We start from the raw sequence: 14,988 nt of genomic DNA, 5'->3' as shown, positions 1-14,988 counted from the left end.
CCGGGGGCTCAGGAGGCGGCGAGCTCGCGGGCGCGGGCCAGGGCCGCGTCGGTCGCGCGGGTGAAGAGCGACGCGAGGTCCGCCTCCTGCAGCACCGCGATCGCGCGCTCGGTCGTGCCGTTCGGGCTCGTCACGCGGCGGCGCAGCTCTGCGGGGTCCTCTCCGGAGTCGACGAGCAGCTCGGCCGCCCCGAGGAACGTGCCGTTCACCATCGTCGCGGCCTGCTCGGGCGTGAAGCCCTTGTCGATCGCCGCCCTCGTCAGCTGCTCGATCAGCAGGAAGACGTAGGCCGGCCCCGAGCCCGAGATGGTCGAGAGCGCGTCGAGCTGCGACTCCGGAACCTCGACCACCTCGCCCACCGTCCGGAACAGGCGGCGCACCAGGTCGAGGTCGTCGGCGCTCGAGCGGGTCCCCGCGCTGAGCCCGGTGACGGCGCGGCCGACGACCGCGGGGGTGTTGGGCATCGAGCGCAGGACGGCGACCGACTCTGGCAGGTGGCGCTCGAACGTCTCGACCGTGACTCCGGCGGCCACGCTCACGACGACCGTCCCCGGAGCGAGCGCCTCGGCGATCTCGTCGAGCACGTCGGGGACCATGTGCGGCTTCACGGCCACGAGCACGACGGAGGCTCCCTCGACGGCCCGGCGGTTCGCCTCCGGATCGTCGGCCGTCGCGAACGCGGTGACGACGGGGTGGTCGTGCCAGAGCGCCGCCTTCGAGGCCTCGCGGTTGGTGACGCGGACGCCGCCCTCGACGTGCACGCCGGGCGCGAGGAGCCCCGTGAGGATCGCACCGCCCATCGAGCCGAGGCCGAGGACGGCGATGGGCGGGAGGAGCACGGGAGCGTCGGTCACCCGCACATCCTACGAACCGCGCGGGGCGGGGAGGGGCTCCTCTGCAACGGACTCCCTAGGATGGGCCGACCGTCCCACCCGCAGAAGGATCCTCGAGGAGACCACGTGAGCGCATCCGGAGGCAGCAGGGCGATCATCGCGGCGCTGTCCGCCAATCTCGGCATCGCGCTGACGAAGTTCGTCGCCTGGTTCTTCTCGGGCTCGGCGTCGATGCTCGCCGAGGGCGTGCACTCGCTCGCCGACTCCGGCAACCAGCTCCTGCTGCTGCTCGGAGGCCGCAAGTCGCGCAAGGAGGCCGACGAGGAGCACCCCTTCGGCTACGGCCGCGAGCGCTACGTCTACGCCTTCGTCGTCGCGATCATCCTGTTCTCGGTCGGCGGGGTCTTCTCGCTCTACGAGGGCATCGACAAGATCACGCATCCGCACGAGCTCGAGAACGCCTGGCTCCCGATCCTGGTCCTCCTCGTCTCCATCGGGCTCGAGGGCTACTCGCTCCGCACCGCCGTCAAGGAGTCGAACCACACCCGCGGCACGCAGTCCTGGCTGCAGTTCATCCGCCGCGCCAAGGCGCCGGAGCTGCCCGTCGTGCTGCTCGAGGACGTCGCCGCGCTCACCGGTCTCGTCTTCGCGCTCCTCGGAGTCGGCCTCTCGGTCATCACGGGCGACTCGATCTTCGACGCCATCGGCACGATCCTGATCGGCACCCTGCTGATCGTCGTCGCCGTCGTGCTCGGCATCGAGACCAAGAGCCTCCTCGTCGGCGAGGGCGCGACTCCGGCCGACGCCGCGGCGATCCGCTCGGCGATCGAGGCGGGCGACGACGTCGAGCGGATCATCCACATGAAGACCCTCTACCTCGGCCCCGACGAGATCCTCGTCGCCGCCAAGCTCGCCTTCCCGGCCGCTGAGACGGTCGAGCACCTCGCCGCCGGGATCGACGCCACCGAGCAGCGGATCCGCGCAGCGGTCCCGGCCGCCCGCGTCATCTACCTCGAGCCCGACGTCGACCGCGCAGCCGCGCCCCTGACGGCCGACGCCGAGAGCGCAGGCTGACGTGCCGCGCGCACTCGCGATCGTCAACGAGCGGGGCGCCGGACTCGGCGTCCTCGACCCGATCCTGCGAGCGCTGGGCTTCGACGTGGAGGTCGTGGCCGGAACGGACCTCGGCGCCGTCGACATCGTCGATCCCGACCTCGTCGTCACCCTCGGCTCGAGCGCCGGCGTCTACGAGACCGTCCACCACCCCTTCATCTCGCCCGAGATCGCCCTGCTCCAGGATCGGCTGCACCTGCGCCGGCCGACGCTCGGTGTCTGCTTCGGGGCGCAGCTGCTCGCCTCCGCCCTCGGCGAGCGCGTCTACGCGGGGCCCACCAGAGAGGTCGGGTTCCGCACGATCCGGCCGACGGAGGAGGGGATGCGCTCTCCGCTCCGCCACTTCGCCGACGTCGAGGTCATGCAGTGGCACGGCGACACGTTCGCCCTCCCCGGGGGCGCCACCCTGCTCGCCTCCTCCGAGTCGTACGCCGTCGAGGCGTTCGCGGTCGGCGACTGGCTGCTCGGAGTGCAGTTCCATCCCGAGCTCACCGGCGCCATGGCGTCGCGCTGGCTCGAGGGTGACGCCGAGTACGCCGCCGAGGCGGGCTACCGGCCCGAGACGCTCGAGGAGGACGTCCGCGAGGGTCGGTTCGCGCGCATGCGCGACGCGACCGAGCTCGCGCTGGCGGAGTGGGTCCGCGCTCAGCACTGACCTCCCGGTCGGGGAGCGACCCGACCGTCAGCGCCGCGCCGCGAAGAAGTCGACGAGCAGACGCGTGCTCTCCTCGGCCCGCACCCCGGGGTAGACCTCGACCACGTGGTTGTGCCGGCGATCGCGGAGGAGGTCGTGCACCGATCCGGCCGCCCCCGCCTTCTCGTCCCACGCTCCGAAGACGACGCGCTCGATCCGCGCGGCGAGGATCGCGCCCGCGCACATCGGGCAGGGCTCGAGGGTGACGACGAGGGTGCAGCCGTTCAGCTGCCAGTCGGCTCGAGCCGCGGCGGCCTCGCGCAGGGCCACGATCTCGGCGTGCGCCGTCGGGTCGCGGTGCAGCTCGCGCTCGTTGCGGCCGCGGCCGATGACGACTCCGTCGGCGTCGACGACCACCGCGCCGACCGGCACGTCGCCCCACTCCTCGGCGCGCCGCGCCTCCTCGAGCGCCGACCGCATCCAGCCGTCCGATCCGGCGGGGAGGCGCAGGTCGCTCTCGCGCATCGCGCCACTCCTCCCGGCTCCGGCCGCCCTCCGGCCAGCAAGTAGATTGAGCTTATGCGCGTCCACGTAGCCGACCACCCGCTGATCACGCACAAGCTCACCGTGCTGCGCGACAAGCGCACCCCCTCCCCCACGTTCCGTCAGCTCGCCGAGGAGCTGATGACCCTGCTCGCGTACGAGGCGACCCGCGGGGTCCGCACGAGGCCCGTCACGATCGAGACGCCGGTGACGACGACCACCGGGCTGGCGCTCAGCGACCCGCAGCCGCTCGTCGTCCCGATCCTCCGCGCCGGTCTCGGGATGCTCGAGGGCATGGTCAAGCTGATCCCCACCGCCGAGGTCGGATTCCTCGGGATGGCGCGCAACGAGGAGACCCTCGAGCCGACCACCTACGCCGAGCGCCTCCCCGAGGACCTCTCGAACCGCCAGTGCTTCGTGCTCGACCCGATGCTCGCCACCGGAGGCTCCCTCATCGCGGCGATCCAGTTCCTCTTCGACCGCGGAGCCGTCGACGTCACGGCCGTCTGCCTCCTGGCGGCCCCCGAGGGACTCGCCGCCGTCGAGAAGGCGTTCGGCGACCGCGACGTCACGATCGTGCTCGGTTCGCTCGACGAGCGGCTCAACGAGCTCGGCTACATCGTGCCCGGACTGGGCGACGCCGGCGACCGCCTGTACGGGCTCGCGGGCTGAGCCGGCGGACGCCGTCCGCCGACCGCCGAGACCGCGCATCCTCCCCCGGTGCGCGGAAATCGGTTGACGTGCTCCGCTCCGGTCGGCTTTACTATCGATCATGACTGACAACCTGCACGCCCTGACCTCCTTCGAGGCTTCCGGGAATGCCGACATGATGATGGCCCGTGGCCTCGTCATGTGTTGTCGAATGTGTGCTTGAGGCACTGACCTCGCCGGATCCCCGCACAGCCTCCGCCCCCCGATCCTCCTGATTGGACCGATCCCCGTGATCGGACGGGCGTCGCAGGCGCGACGGATCCCTCGGACACTCCGTCCGACACCGCCGGACCGCCTCGTGCGGACCGCACTCGCGCACACCCGGATCCGCTCCCCGGACACCCGTCCCGGATCCGAACACCCCAAGGATTCGTCATGACCCTCCTCCACGCCCGCACCGCACCCACCGCCCACGAGACCCCCCGCCTCCAGGCCGCACCGCAGCCTGCCCCCGCCGCCCCGCGCCTGCGCGCCGTGCCGCAGGGCACCGAGGCCCGCGGCTTCGCCCTCTACGTCGGCATCGACGAGGCCAAGGCCCGCGCCGCCGGAGTCGACCTCGGCCGGCTCGTCGAGGAGCTCAAGCGCGTCACGGCTCTCCTCGCCCCCGACGCCGAGACCTACGCCTCGGTCGCCCTCGCCCCCCAGGGCGCCGGCGGGCGCGACGTCGACGTCGTCCGCCTCGCCCTCCAGGACCCGGCCGCCGTCGCCCGACGCCGCGCCGACTCCGAGCCCGACCTCGACAGCGCCCCCGGAGGAGTCGTCATCGACATCTCGCGCAAGCGCGTCATCCTCGACGACGAGACCACCGCGCTCACCTACAAGGAGTTCGAGCTCCTGCAGTACCTCGTGCTCCGCGAGGGCCGCACGATCGAGCGCGCCGAGCTGATCGCCTCCCTCTGGGGAGCCGCCGACGACGACGCGCCCAACGAGCGCACCATCGACGTCCACGTCCGCCGCCTCCGCGCCAAGCTCGGCCGCTACGAGGACATCGTCCGCACCGTCCGCGGAGTCGGCTACCGCTTCGACCGCCACGCCGACGTCGCGATCCGCTACGCGTCGACGCCGAGCCCGGACCTGTTCTGAGTTGAATTGCTGCGCGAGCGCTTGCGCTCGCTCCGCCGCGGTCGGCTCGGAACGGGGTCGGGTTTCGCAGAGCGGGGTGCGTTCGGCTCGGTGAAAACGCTGGCACGCGTTTTCACCTGATCGCCTTCCGCGGGGTGCGCGAGCGCTCGCGCTCGCTCCGCCGCGGTCGGCTCGGAAACGGGGGCGCGTCTCGCAGAGCGGGGTGCGTTCGGCTCGGTGAAAACGCTGGCACGCGTTTTCACCTGATCGCCTTCCGCAGGGTGGGGAGTCGTCCGCACCGCGCTCGGGAAAAGGTGCGGCTCCGCCGGCACGTTCCCTGCTGTAGGTGCGGCTGCGCCGGCACGTTCCTGCTGGTCGAGTAGCGGCCGCGGGCGGCGTATCGGGACCGATCCCCCTTCGAAGTCGGGGTCGCAGAGAGCACCGGAGGGCGCTCAGGGAGGTCCCAGGAAATCGGGGCTTGCGGCGTTACCCATCCGTTATATAGTTCTAGAGCGTTAGTCGTTTGCTGTGGCGACGAAGCGCGAATGTGATTGCAGGACACTCTTGGTGCAAGGGAATGAAGGCCGGCCGCTCGCCTCAGCGGCCGGCCTTCTGTCGTTTCCAGGAGGCGACACCTCCGATGCGCGAACCCCGAGCTGAAGGACGCCCTATCCTGAACGGGACAGTCCCGGACGGGACGGAGGAGGACGCGTGGCGTCGAGACGTGCGGTGGCCGCCTGGGAGTCGCTCTTCCGCGCCCAGGTCCACATCATGAGGACGCTGAGCACCGAGTTCCCCTCGAAGGAGATCTCGCTCAACGAGTACGACGTGCTCTTCAACCTGACGCGGCAGCCCGACCGTCGCGCCCGCCTCCGCGACCTCAACAAGCACGTGCTCCTCACGCAGCCCAGCGTGAGCCGCCTGATCGACCGGCTCGTCAGCCGTGGCTTCGTGGTCAAGAGCGAGGACCCCTCCGACGCGCGGGGCACAGTGATCGCGATCACCGACGAGGGCTACGACCTCTTCCGCCGCGTGGCCCTCACCCACATGGAGACGATCTCGGAGCAGGTGGGCTCGGCCCTGGACGACGACGAGCTCGCCCAGCTCACCGCCCTCTGCGACAAGCTGCGCGAGCGCGTCGGGCCGGAGTGACCCGCCTCCGCTAGCACGCACCGGCCGTCGCGGCCAGGTCTTCGCCCCGGCGCGGCCCTCGCGGATCATGGACGGACCATGAGCTCCTCCTCCCCCACTCTCGTCTGGCTCCGCGACGATCTGCGACTGGCCGACAACCCCGCCCTCCGCGCCGCGATCGACCGGGACGGCCCGGTCGCCGTCTGCTACGTCCTCGACGACGAGTCGGCGGGCATCCGACCGCTCGGGGCCGCAGCGCGCTGGTGGCTGCACGGGAGCCTCACGGCCCTCGCGGCCGACCTCGAGGACCACGGGGCGTCGCTCCTCCTGCGCCGCGGGCCGGGCGAGGCCGTGGTCCTGCAGCTCGCCGAGGAGATCGGCGCCGGTGCCGTGCACTGGAACCGCCGGTACGGGGGGGCGGAGAGGGCCGTGGACACCGCGGTCAAGGAGCAGCTCCGGGCGCGCGGCATCGAGGCCGAGAGCCACCAGGGTTCGCTGCTCTTCGAGCCGTGGACCGTCCAGACCGGCAGCGGTGGCCCCTACTCGGTCTACACGCCCTTCGCCCGAGCGTGCCGGAACCGCGACGCTCCGCGGGCGCCGCTCCCCCGCCCGCGCACGATCGACGGCTGGACCGGGCGAGCCGCCTCCGACGACCTGGCCGACTGGGAGCTGCTGCCGACGCGACCCGACTGGGCGGGCGGGCTCCGCGAGCGCTGGGAGCCGGGCGAGAAGGCCGCCGCGAAGCGCCTGCGCGCCTTCATCGCCGAGCAGCTCGACGAGTACGCCGACGGCCGGGACCGCCCGGCCCAGGACGCGACCTCGAACCTCTCGGCGCACCTGCGCTGGGGCGAGATCAGCCCGTTCCAGGTGTGGCACGCGGTCGAGGAGGCGCACAGGGACGGCACGCACCGCGGCGAGGGAGGCGAGCGCTTCGCCTCCGAGGTGCTGTGGCGCGAGTTCTGCTACCACCTGCTCTTCCACTGGCCCGACCTCGCGACCGCGAACTTCGACACGCGCTTCGACTCGTTCCCGTGGGGTGAGCCGCACGAGGAGGAGCTCGAGGCGTGGCACCAGGGACGCACCGGCTATCCGCTCGTCGACGCCGGGATGCGCGAGCTCTGGCGAACCGGCTACATGCACAACCGGGTGCGCATGGTCACGGCGTCGTTCCTCATCAAGAACATGCTGGTCGACTGGCGGATCGGCGAGAGCTGGTTCTGGGACACGCTGGTGGACGCGGACCCGGCGAGCAACGCCGCGAACTGGCAGTGGGTGGCCGGATCGGGAGCCGACGCCTCCCCCTACTTCCGGGTGTTCAATCCGGTGACGCAGTCGAAGAAGTTCGATCCCGACGGCGACTACATCCGCCTGAACGTCCCCGAGCTCGGCGCTGTCGGCGGCTCCGCCGTCCACGAGCCGTGGACGCTCGGCGACACGCTGACTCCTGAGGGCGGGGACTACCCGGCGCCGATCCTCGATCTGAAGGAGACGCGCGCGCACGCGCTCGACGCCTTCGCGACGATCAAGAGCGCGCCGCGCACCATCGCGCACGGCTCGTAGGGATCGATCCCGGCCCGCCCTAGATGTGGATCGCGGGGTCGATCCAGAAGTCGGGATCGGCGAGCGCGCTGTCCGCACGACCGAGCGCTCGCAGGTCGCGCGCCGGGATGCCGACGAGCACAGCGCCATCGGGTGCGTCCTTGACGACGACCGCGTTGGCGCCGACGCTGACGTCGGAGCCGAGGACGACCGGCCCGAGGACGACGGCGCCCGCTCCGATGACCACGCGATCGCCGATCGTCGGGTGCCTCCGCTCGCGCCGGGTCGACTTCCCGCCCAGGGTGACGCCGTGGTACAGCATGCAGTCGTCGCCGATGCGCGCCGTCTCTCCGATCACGACTCCCATGCCGTGGTCGATGAAGAGGCGCCGGCCGATGACGGCTCCCGGGTGGATCTCGACCCCCGTGGCCGCGCGCGCCGCCTGAGCGAGGAGCCGGGCGGGCAGGTGCAGACCGCGACGCCACCAGGCGTGCGCGACGCGGTGCACCCAGACGGCGTGCAGGCCCGGGTAGGCGAGCACGACCTCGGCCGCACCGCGCGCCGCCGGGTCGCGTCGGCGCGCGGTGCGGACGTCCTCCCGCATCCGGGCGAGGACGCCGGGAGCGGGTGTCGCGGCGCTCAGCTGCGGAGGTCCTCGTAGAGGACGGTCGAGATGTAGCGCTCGCCGAAGTCGCAGACGATCGCGACGATGGTCTTGCCGGCGTTCTCGGGGCGCTTGGCCACCTCGAGGGCCGCCCACATGATCGAGCCGGAGGAGATGCCTCCGAGGATCCCCTCCCGGGCCGCGAGATCGCGGGCCACGCGCACCGAGTCGTCGAGCGTCACGTCGATGATCTCGTCGTAGACGTCGCGATCGAGGATGGCGGGCACGAAGTTCGCGCCGATCCCCTGGATCTTGTGCGGTCCGGCGGTCCCCTGCGTGAGCAGCGGCGAGTCGATCGGCTCGACGCCGATGATCTGCACACCGGGCTTGCGGTCCTTGAGGACCTGCCCGACGCCGGTGATGGTTCCTCCCGTGCCGATGCCGGCGACGAAGACGTCGACCTCACCGTCGGTGTCGTTCCAGATCTCCTCCGCCGTCGTCCGGCGGTGGACCTCGGGGTTCGCGGCGTTCTCGAACTGGCGGGCGAGGATCGCGCCCGGAGTCTCGGCGACGATGGCCTGCGCCCTCTCGACCGCGCCGCGCATGCCCTCGCCGGGCGGCGTCAGCACGATCTCGGCTCCGTAGGCGCGCAGCAGGACCCGCCGCTCCACGGACATCGACTCGGGCATGGTCAGCACGACCTTGTAGCCGCGGGCCGCACCGACCAGAGCGAGCGCGATCCCCGTGTTGCCGCTGGTCCCCTCGACGATCGTGCCGCCCGGCGGCAGCTCGCCCGAGGCCTCGGCGGCGTCGATGATCGCGACGCCGATGCGGTCCTTCACGCTGTTCGCGGGGTTGTAGAACTCGAGCTTCGCGAGCACCGTCGCGGACTCGGCGCCCTCGAGGCGGTTGATGCGGACGAGAGGGGTGTTGCCGACGAGCTGCGTCACGTCGTCGTAGATGCGTGCCATGGTGGTGTGCTTTCTGCCGGATCCGACCGTCCCGGGGGCCCCGGGACCGGCGCATGGTGCGGGGTGCGTTGCCGCGTCCTGCGCGAGGGACGCATCCCCCACGATACGGATGCATCGTCCGTGGCGGAGCCCCGTCTCGGTCTTCGCACAGCGCCGGATCCGGCTCGCGACACGCCGCCTCCGACGCCCGGCCCGAGCAGCTGTGCATCCTCCGCCACCTCGCATCTCGTCCTGCGGGAGGACGCCTCGGGAGGGGGTGCGTCACGTACCATGCACCAGGGGATCGCGCGCTCGTCGCGAGGCTCTCGCCACCCTCCCCCACTGCACCGCCACGGCCCCGCCGTGCCGAAAGGACGACCGCTCCATGGCTCTCCCCACCGCATCCCGCCGCTCCGCCCGGCCGCTCGGGATGTCGCTGCGGGCGATCGTGGGATTCATCGGGATGAGCGTCGTCGCGGGGGTGCTGATCACGGTCGGCGTGACTCCGGCCCTCGCCCTCACGGGGCTGGCGACGAGCAACACGATCGGCATGTTCCAGAACCTGCCCGGCTACCTCGACGTCGGCCAGCTGATGCAGCGCACCAACATCTACGCGGGCGACGGCACCACCCTGCTCGCGTCGGTCTACGACCAGAACCGCGTCGAGGTCGGCTGGGACGACATCGCCCAGACCGCGAAGGATGCGGCGGTCGCCGGCGAGGACCCGCGCTTCTACGAGCACGGCGGCATCGACCTCCAGGGCACCCTCCGCGCGCTCGCCGTGACCCTCTCGGGCGACGACCTCCAGGGCGGCTCGTCGATCACCCAGCAGTACGTCAAGAACGTGCTCGTGCAGAAGGCCGAGTCGATCACCGACGAGGCCGAGCGCGACGAGGCCTACAAGGAGGCGACCGACCCGACTCCCGAGCGCAAGCTCAAGGAGATGCGGCTCGCGATCGGCCTCGAGAAGGAGTCGTCGAAGGACGACATCCTGCTCGGCTACCTCAACATCGCCCTCTTCGGCGGCACGGTCTACGGCATCGAGGCCGCCGCGAACTACTACTACGGCATCCCGGCGAGCGCCCTCTCGACCTCGCAGGCGGCCGCGCTGATCGCGATCGTCAACAACCCCGAGAAGTTCCGGTTCGACAACCCGGGCGACGAGGTGAACGGCGCCGCGAACGGCTACGCCGAGACCAAGGAGCGGCGCGACTACATCCTCGGCGAGGAGCTGAAGTACGCGAAGATCACGCAGGAGCAGCACGACGCCGCCGTCGCCGAGCCGATCACCCCGAACATCACCCAGCCCTCCACCGGCTGCGCCACGGCCGGCAACGCCGCCTACTTCTGCGACTACGTGCTCAACGTGCTGCGCAACGACGAGGTCTTCGGAGCGACGGACGACGAGCGCTACCAGAGGATCCGGCAGGGCGGGTTCGACGTCGTCACCACCCTCGACCTCGACCTCCAGAGCACCTCGCAGGAGGCCCTGAGCGCCTACGTGCCGGCGACGGACACGCGCTTCGACGTCGGGGCGACCGCCGCCTCCGTGCAGGCCGGAACGGGCAGGGTGCTGTCGATGGTGCAGAACACCCGCTACAGCCAGGACCCCGAGGTGATCGCGACCAGCCCCGACTACTCGGCGATCAACCTCAACGTCGATGCGAGCATGGGCGGCGGCTCCGGCGTGCAGACCGGGTCGACCTTCAAGGTGTTCACCCTCGCGGAGTGGCTGCGCACCGGGCACACGGTCAACGAGTCCTTCGCCTCCCCGACCTCCGGCTTCCCCTCGTACTCGCAGAAGTGCAACGTCTCGAACGACGGCTACTACGCCGGGTCGCGCTTCGCCCCGCGCAACGACGTCGCCTCCGAGAACAGCGAGTCGATGACGGCGCTGGCCGCGACGACGAACTCGATCAACACGGGCTTCATGGGCATGGCCCACGAGCTCGACCTCTGCGACATCCGCACCACCGCCGAGTCGTTCGGCGTCCACCGCGCCGACGGCACCGAGCCGCGGAACGGCCCCGCGTTCGTGCTGGGGACGAACGAGATCGCCCCGCTGACGATGGCGGTCGCCTACGCCGGCATCGCCAACGACGGGACGACCTGCTCCGCGGTCGTCATCGACCGCATCACCGACTCCTCGGGCGCCGCGGTCGCCGTGCCCTCGGCGAACTGCTCCTCCTCGGTGTCGGCCGACGTCGCCCACGGGATGCAGTACGCGATGCAGCGCGTCATGACCGCGGGCACCGGCCGGCAGTCCGATCCCGACGACGGCATCGAGCACATCGGCAAGACCGGTACCACCGACGACGCGGCCGATGTCTGGACGGCGGGTGCGAGCCGTGCGGTGTCGCTCGCGGTCTGGGTCGGCAGCATCAACAGCCTCGACGGCACCGGTACGAAGGTCAGCCTCCGTCAGCTGCGCATCACCGGAGACGAGGGCACCGTCCGCGCCTCCGACGCCCGCCACGTGATCTTCCGACCGATCATGGCCGCGATCGACGCCAAGTACGGCGGCGACGACTTCATCGACCCGCCCGCCTCGATGCTCGCCTCCTCGTCGCGCAGCGCCACGGTGACGACGGTCCCCGACGTCTCGGGTCAGACCGTCGAGGCCGCGACCGCGACGCTGACCGCCGCGGGCTTCAGCGTCGGCCTGAACGAGCGGGTCGCGTCCACGGCGGTCCCCGCCGGCTCGGTCGTGTCGACGACGCCGAGCGCCGACGAGGAGGTGCTCCGCGGGACGGTGATCCCCCTCCAGGTGAGCACCGGGGAGGCGCCGCTGAACACGAGCGACATCTCGGATCTCAACGGCGATCTGCTCGACCAGTAGCGCTCCGCGCGCCGTCCTGAGCGCTCGCCGACGGTCCTGGCGCGCCTGGGCGAGGATGTCGGGGGCCTCGCCTAGGGTGCTGATGCAGCGAGAGGATACATCCTGAAGCGACCGAACGTCCCCGTCTTCCAGCCCCGTCGAACCGTCCACGGAGCTCTCGGCGCGCTGTTCGGATTCGTGATCATCAGCGTCCTCGCCGGGCTGCTGGCGACCGTCGCGGTCGCTCCGGCGGTCGCGCTCACGGGGGCCGCGACGACGGGCACGATCTCGGCGTTCCAGTCGCTGCCCAGCTACCTCGAGGTCGGCGAGCTCATGCAGAAGACCGACGTCTACGCGGGCGACCCCGACGACCCGACGCTGCTCGCCTCCTTCTACGACCAGAACCGCATCGAGGTCTCGGCCGACCAGATCGCCGACCCGGTGAAGGACGCGCTCGTCGCGAGCGAGGATCCGCGCTTCTACGACCACGGCGGCATCGACATCCAGGGCACGCTCCGCGCCATCGCGAGCACCTACATCCTGAACAGCGACACGCAGGGCGGCTCGTCGATCACCCAGCAGTACGTCAAGAACGTGCTCGTGCAGAAGGCCGAGTCGATCACCGACGAGGCCGAGCGCGACGCCGCCTACGCCGAGGCGACGGCGACCACTCCCGAGCGCAAGCTCAAAGAGATGCGCCTCGCGATCGGCGTCGAGAAGGAGTACTCGAAGGACGACATCCTGCTCGGCTACCTCAACATCGCCCTCTTCGGCGGCACCGTCTACGGCATCGAGGCCGCCGCCGAGTACTACTACGGGATCTCGGCCGCCGATCTCTCGGTCGCGCAGTCGGCCGCGCTGCTGGCCATCGTGAACAATCCCGAGAAGTTCCGCTTCGACCGGCCGGACGACCCCGACAACGGCGAGGCGAACGGCTACGCCCTGACCACCGCCCGGCGCGACTACATCCTCGACCGCATGCTCGAGTACGGCAAGATCGACGCCGCGACGCGCGACGCCGCGGTCGCCGAGCCGATCGCGCCCGACATCACCCAGCCGTCGACGGGATGCCAGACGGCCGGCGATGCGGCCTACTTCTGCGACTACGTCTCGCACGTGCTGCGCAACGACCCCGCCCTCGGCGAGACGGACGACGAGCGGTACGCGACGATGAAGCGCGGCGGGCTCAAGGTCTACACGACCATCGACCTCTCGATGCAGGAGCGCTCGGCCGAGGTGATGTCGGAGCAGGTGCCCGCGTCCGACCCGCGCTTCGACGTCGGAGCCGCGGCCGTGGGAGTCGAGACCGGCACGGGGCGGATCCTCACGATGGTGCAGAACAAGCGCTACAGCCAGGATCCCGACCAGATCGCCTCCGCCGACGGCGGCGAGTACTCCGCGATCAACCTGAACGTCGACGCCGCGTACGGCGGTGGCAACGGGTTCCAGACCGGCTCGACGTACAAGGTCTTCACGCTGATCGAGTGGCTGCAGGACGGCCACTCGCTGCTCGAGCAGTTCGACGCGAAGAACAAGAACTGGACGGGGTTCACCGACAGCTGCAACGGCACGCAGAACTACGCCGCGTTCAATCCGCAGAACAACGGCGGCCAGATCTTCCCCGACTCCCTGAACGCGCTCGAGTCGACGATCGAGTCGATCAACACCGGCTTCATCGGCATGGCGCACCTGCTCGACCTGTGCGCCATCCGCGAGACGGCCGAGGCGTTCGGCGTGCACCGGGCCGACGCGACGACGCTCCTGCAGACCCCCGCGACCGTGCTGGGCACGAACGAGATCGCACCGCTCACGATGGCGGTCGCGTACGCGGGCATCGCGAACGACGGCACCACCTGCTCGGCCGTCGCGATCGACTCCATCGTGGGGCCGACCGGCGAGGCGATCCCGGCGCCGGAGTCGGACTGCACGCGGTCGATGACGCCGGCGGTCGCTCGGGCGACCCAGTACGCCCTGCTCCAGGTGACGGCGCAGGGCACCGGAGCCGCGGCGAGCCCCGGCGACGGGACCGAGCACATCACGAAGACCGGGACCACGGACGCCGCGGCCGACGGCTGGACGCTCGGCGCCTCCTCGGAGGTGGCTCTCGCGGTCTGGGTGGGCAGCATCTCGGCGCTCGACGACTCGGGGAGGCGGATGGCGCTCGACTCCATCGACTTCGAGAGCGGCTCGGCGATCCTCGCCCGCCACCGGATCTGGAACCCGGTGATGGCGGCGTTCGACCGGGAGTACGGCGGCGCGGCCTTCACGCCGCCCGATGCGTCGTTCGTGACCGCCCCGATGGTCACGGTTCCCGATGTGACGGGCCGGAGCGTCGATGCTGCGACGAGCGCGCTGAGGGCCGCCGGCCTCATGGTCGGCGCGTCGACGCAGGTCGACTCGGCGGTACCCACCGGTCAGGTCGCCGGGACCGACCCCGCGGCCGGCACCTCGGTCGTGCGCGGCTCGGAGGTGGGCGTGCAGATCAGCACCGGCAGCGCGGCGACGAGTCCGCCCCAGCCGAGCGTCTGAGCGGGGCGCGCCTCCCCGGCCTCAGAGCTGCACGGCGGCGGCGGGCAGCAGGCCGAACTCGACCAGCTCCTCATCGGTGAGGAGTCGGCTGCGGATCATGAACCGCTTGCCCTCCGGTGCCTCGACGCTGAAGCCGCTGCCCCGGCCGTCGACGAGGTCGACCGTGAGGTGGGTGTGCTTCCAGTACTCGAACTGCGACCGAGACATTAAGAAGTCGATCGGGTCGAGCCTCTCGACCTGCAGGCGCTCGAGCAGCACGTCGGACGCCCCGGTGCGGAACATGCCGACGGGGAAGCACATCGGCGAGCTGCCGTCGCAGCAGCCACCCGACTGGTGGAACATCAGCGGCCCGTGCAGCGCCGTCATGCGGCGCAGCATCTCTGCCGCCTCCTCGGTCACGTCGACCCTGGTGGACGTCATGTGCGTATCTCCTCTCGGTGGGGGCGCGGAGCCCCCGACTGATGGCGGACGTGATCTCGATAGGCCCGCTCCGCGGCCCACTCGATCGGAGCGGTCGGCCG

Annotated in this window: 13 protein-coding genes; 8 read left to right on the top strand and 5 right to left on the bottom strand. The window is 71.1% G+C overall.

All coding sequences use genetic code 11. The annotated features are described in order from the left end of the window. Positions 1-8 precede the first annotated feature (8 nt). Positions 9-854, bottom strand: a complete 846-nt coding sequence (proC, locus tag B9Y99_RS12315; protein WP_085476877.1) for a pyrroline-5-carboxylate reductase — start codon at positions 852-854, stop codon at positions 9-11. Between the two features lie 105 nt (positions 855-959). On the opposite strand from proC, the gene B9Y99_RS12310 reads away from it, so the two are divergent. Together B9Y99_RS12310 and B9Y99_RS12305 are read left to right on the top strand one after the other, a co-directional pair. Then, positions 960-1,907: a cation diffusion facilitator family transporter gene (locus B9Y99_RS12310; RefSeq protein WP_085476876.1), complete on the top strand. Its 948-nt coding sequence runs from the start codon at positions 960-962 to the stop codon at positions 1,905-1,907. A gap of 1 nt (position 1,908) precedes the next feature. Continuing rightward, entirely contained in the window at positions 1,909-2,601 is a 693-nt protein-coding gene (locus tag B9Y99_RS12305) for a glutamine amidotransferase-related protein (protein ID WP_085476875.1), read from the top strand. Between the two features lie 27 nt (positions 2,602-2,628). Here the strand turns inward: B9Y99_RS12305 and tadA are convergent, their stop codons facing one another. Further along, on the bottom strand, positions 2,629-3,105 hold the full coding sequence (gene tadA, locus B9Y99_RS12300) for a tRNA adenosine(34) deaminase TadA (RefSeq protein WP_244274894.1): 477 nt from the start codon (positions 3,103-3,105) through the stop codon (positions 2,629-2,631). Positions 3,106-3,159: 54 nt separating this feature from the next. Here tadA and upp point away from each other — a divergent pair, with 54 nt between their 5' ends. From upp to B9Y99_RS12280, 4 genes are all read left to right on the top strand, one after another. After that, the gene (gene upp / locus B9Y99_RS12295; RefSeq protein WP_085476874.1) at positions 3,160-3,795 is read left to right on the top strand and encodes a uracil phosphoribosyltransferase; all 636 of its coding nucleotides are present in this window, start codon (positions 3,160-3,162) and stop codon (positions 3,793-3,795) included. A gap of 414 nt (positions 3,796-4,209) precedes the next feature. Continuing rightward, a complete protein-coding gene (locus B9Y99_RS12290; RefSeq protein ID WP_085476873.1) occupies positions 4,210-4,917 on the top strand; it encodes a winged helix-turn-helix domain-containing protein in 708 nt (235 codons plus the stop codon). A 750-nt stretch (positions 4,918-5,667) separates the two neighbouring features. After that, a complete protein-coding gene (locus tag B9Y99_RS12285; RefSeq protein ID WP_085477390.1) occupies positions 5,668-6,048 on the top strand; it encodes a MarR family winged helix-turn-helix transcriptional regulator in 381 nt (126 codons plus the stop codon). Positions 6,049-6,126: 78 nt separating this feature from the next. Continuing rightward, positions 6,127-7,587 (top strand): cryptochrome/photolyase family protein, encoded by a 1,461-nt coding sequence (locus B9Y99_RS12280; protein WP_085476872.1) that lies wholly within the window; start codon positions 6,127-6,129, stop codon positions 7,585-7,587. Positions 7,588-7,606: 19 nt separating this feature from the next. Here B9Y99_RS12280 and epsC read toward each other — a convergent pair whose 3' ends face one another. Further along, positions 7,607-8,170: a serine O-acetyltransferase EpsC gene (epsC, locus tag B9Y99_RS12275; RefSeq protein WP_085476871.1), complete on the bottom strand. Its 564-nt coding sequence runs from the start codon at positions 8,168-8,170 to the stop codon at positions 7,607-7,609. Between the two features lie 35 nt (positions 8,171-8,205). Continuing rightward, complete coding sequence (gene cysK, locus B9Y99_RS12270) at positions 8,206-9,141, bottom strand: cysteine synthase A (RefSeq protein WP_085477389.1); 936 nt, start codon at positions 9,139-9,141, stop codon at positions 8,206-8,208. A 364-nt stretch (positions 9,142-9,505) separates the two neighbouring features. On the opposite strand from cysK, the gene B9Y99_RS12265 reads away from it, so the two are divergent. Both B9Y99_RS12265 and B9Y99_RS12260 read left to right on the top strand, forming a co-directional pair. After that, complete coding sequence (locus tag B9Y99_RS12265; protein WP_165759616.1) at positions 9,506-11,959, top strand: penicillin-binding protein; 2,454 nt, start codon at positions 9,506-9,508, stop codon at positions 11,957-11,959. A gap of 177 nt (positions 11,960-12,136) precedes the next feature. Further along, the gene (locus B9Y99_RS12260; RefSeq protein ID WP_085476869.1) at positions 12,137-14,467 is read left to right on the top strand and encodes a penicillin-binding protein; all 2,331 of its coding nucleotides are present in this window, start codon (positions 12,137-12,139) and stop codon (positions 14,465-14,467) included. Positions 14,468-14,488: 21 nt separating this feature from the next. On the opposite strand, the gene B9Y99_RS12255 is transcribed toward B9Y99_RS12260, so the two are convergent. Beyond that, entirely contained in the window at positions 14,489-14,887 is a 399-nt protein-coding gene (locus B9Y99_RS12255; protein ID WP_085476868.1) for a DUF779 domain-containing protein, read from the bottom strand. Positions 14,888-14,988 lie beyond the last annotated feature (101 nt).

Origin of the sequence: Rathayibacter oskolensis (assembly GCF_900177245.1) — a bacterium.
GTDB lineage: Bacteria > Actinomycetota > Actinomycetes > Actinomycetales > Microbacteriaceae > Rathayibacter > Rathayibacter oskolensis.
Note: the sequence above shows the minus strand (reverse complement) of the source record. Positions and strands in the feature narration are given on the sequence as shown.

Coding starts and splice junctions, on each gene's coding strand:
- tadA (WP_244274894.1), bottom strand. CDS start 3,105: ATGCGCGAGAGCGACCTGCGCCTCCCCGCCGGATCGGACGGCTGGATG.
- upp (WP_085476874.1), top strand. CDS start 3,160: ATGCGCGTCCACGTAGCCGACCACCCGCTGATCACGCACAAGCTCACC.
- B9Y99_RS12290 (WP_085476873.1), top strand. CDS start 4,210: ATGACCCTCCTCCACGCCCGCACCGCACCCACCGCCCACGAGACCCCC.
- B9Y99_RS12285 (WP_085477390.1), top strand. CDS start 5,668: ATGAGGACGCTGAGCACCGAGTTCCCCTCGAAGGAGATCTCGCTCAAC.
- B9Y99_RS12280 (WP_085476872.1), top strand. CDS start 6,127: ATGAGCTCCTCCTCCCCCACTCTCGTCTGGCTCCGCGACGATCTGCGA.
- epsC (WP_085476871.1), bottom strand. CDS start 8,170: ATGCGGGAGGACGTCCGCACCGCGCGCCGACGCGACCCGGCGGCGCGC.
- cysK (WP_085477389.1), bottom strand. CDS start 9,141: ATGGCACGCATCTACGACGACGTGACGCAGCTCGTCGGCAACACCCCT.
- B9Y99_RS12265 (WP_165759616.1), top strand. CDS start 9,506: ATGGCTCTCCCCACCGCATCCCGCCGCTCCGCCCGGCCGCTCGGGATG.
- B9Y99_RS12255 (WP_085476868.1), bottom strand. CDS start 14,887: ATGACGTCCACCAGGGTCGACGTGACCGAGGAGGCGGCAGAGATGCTG.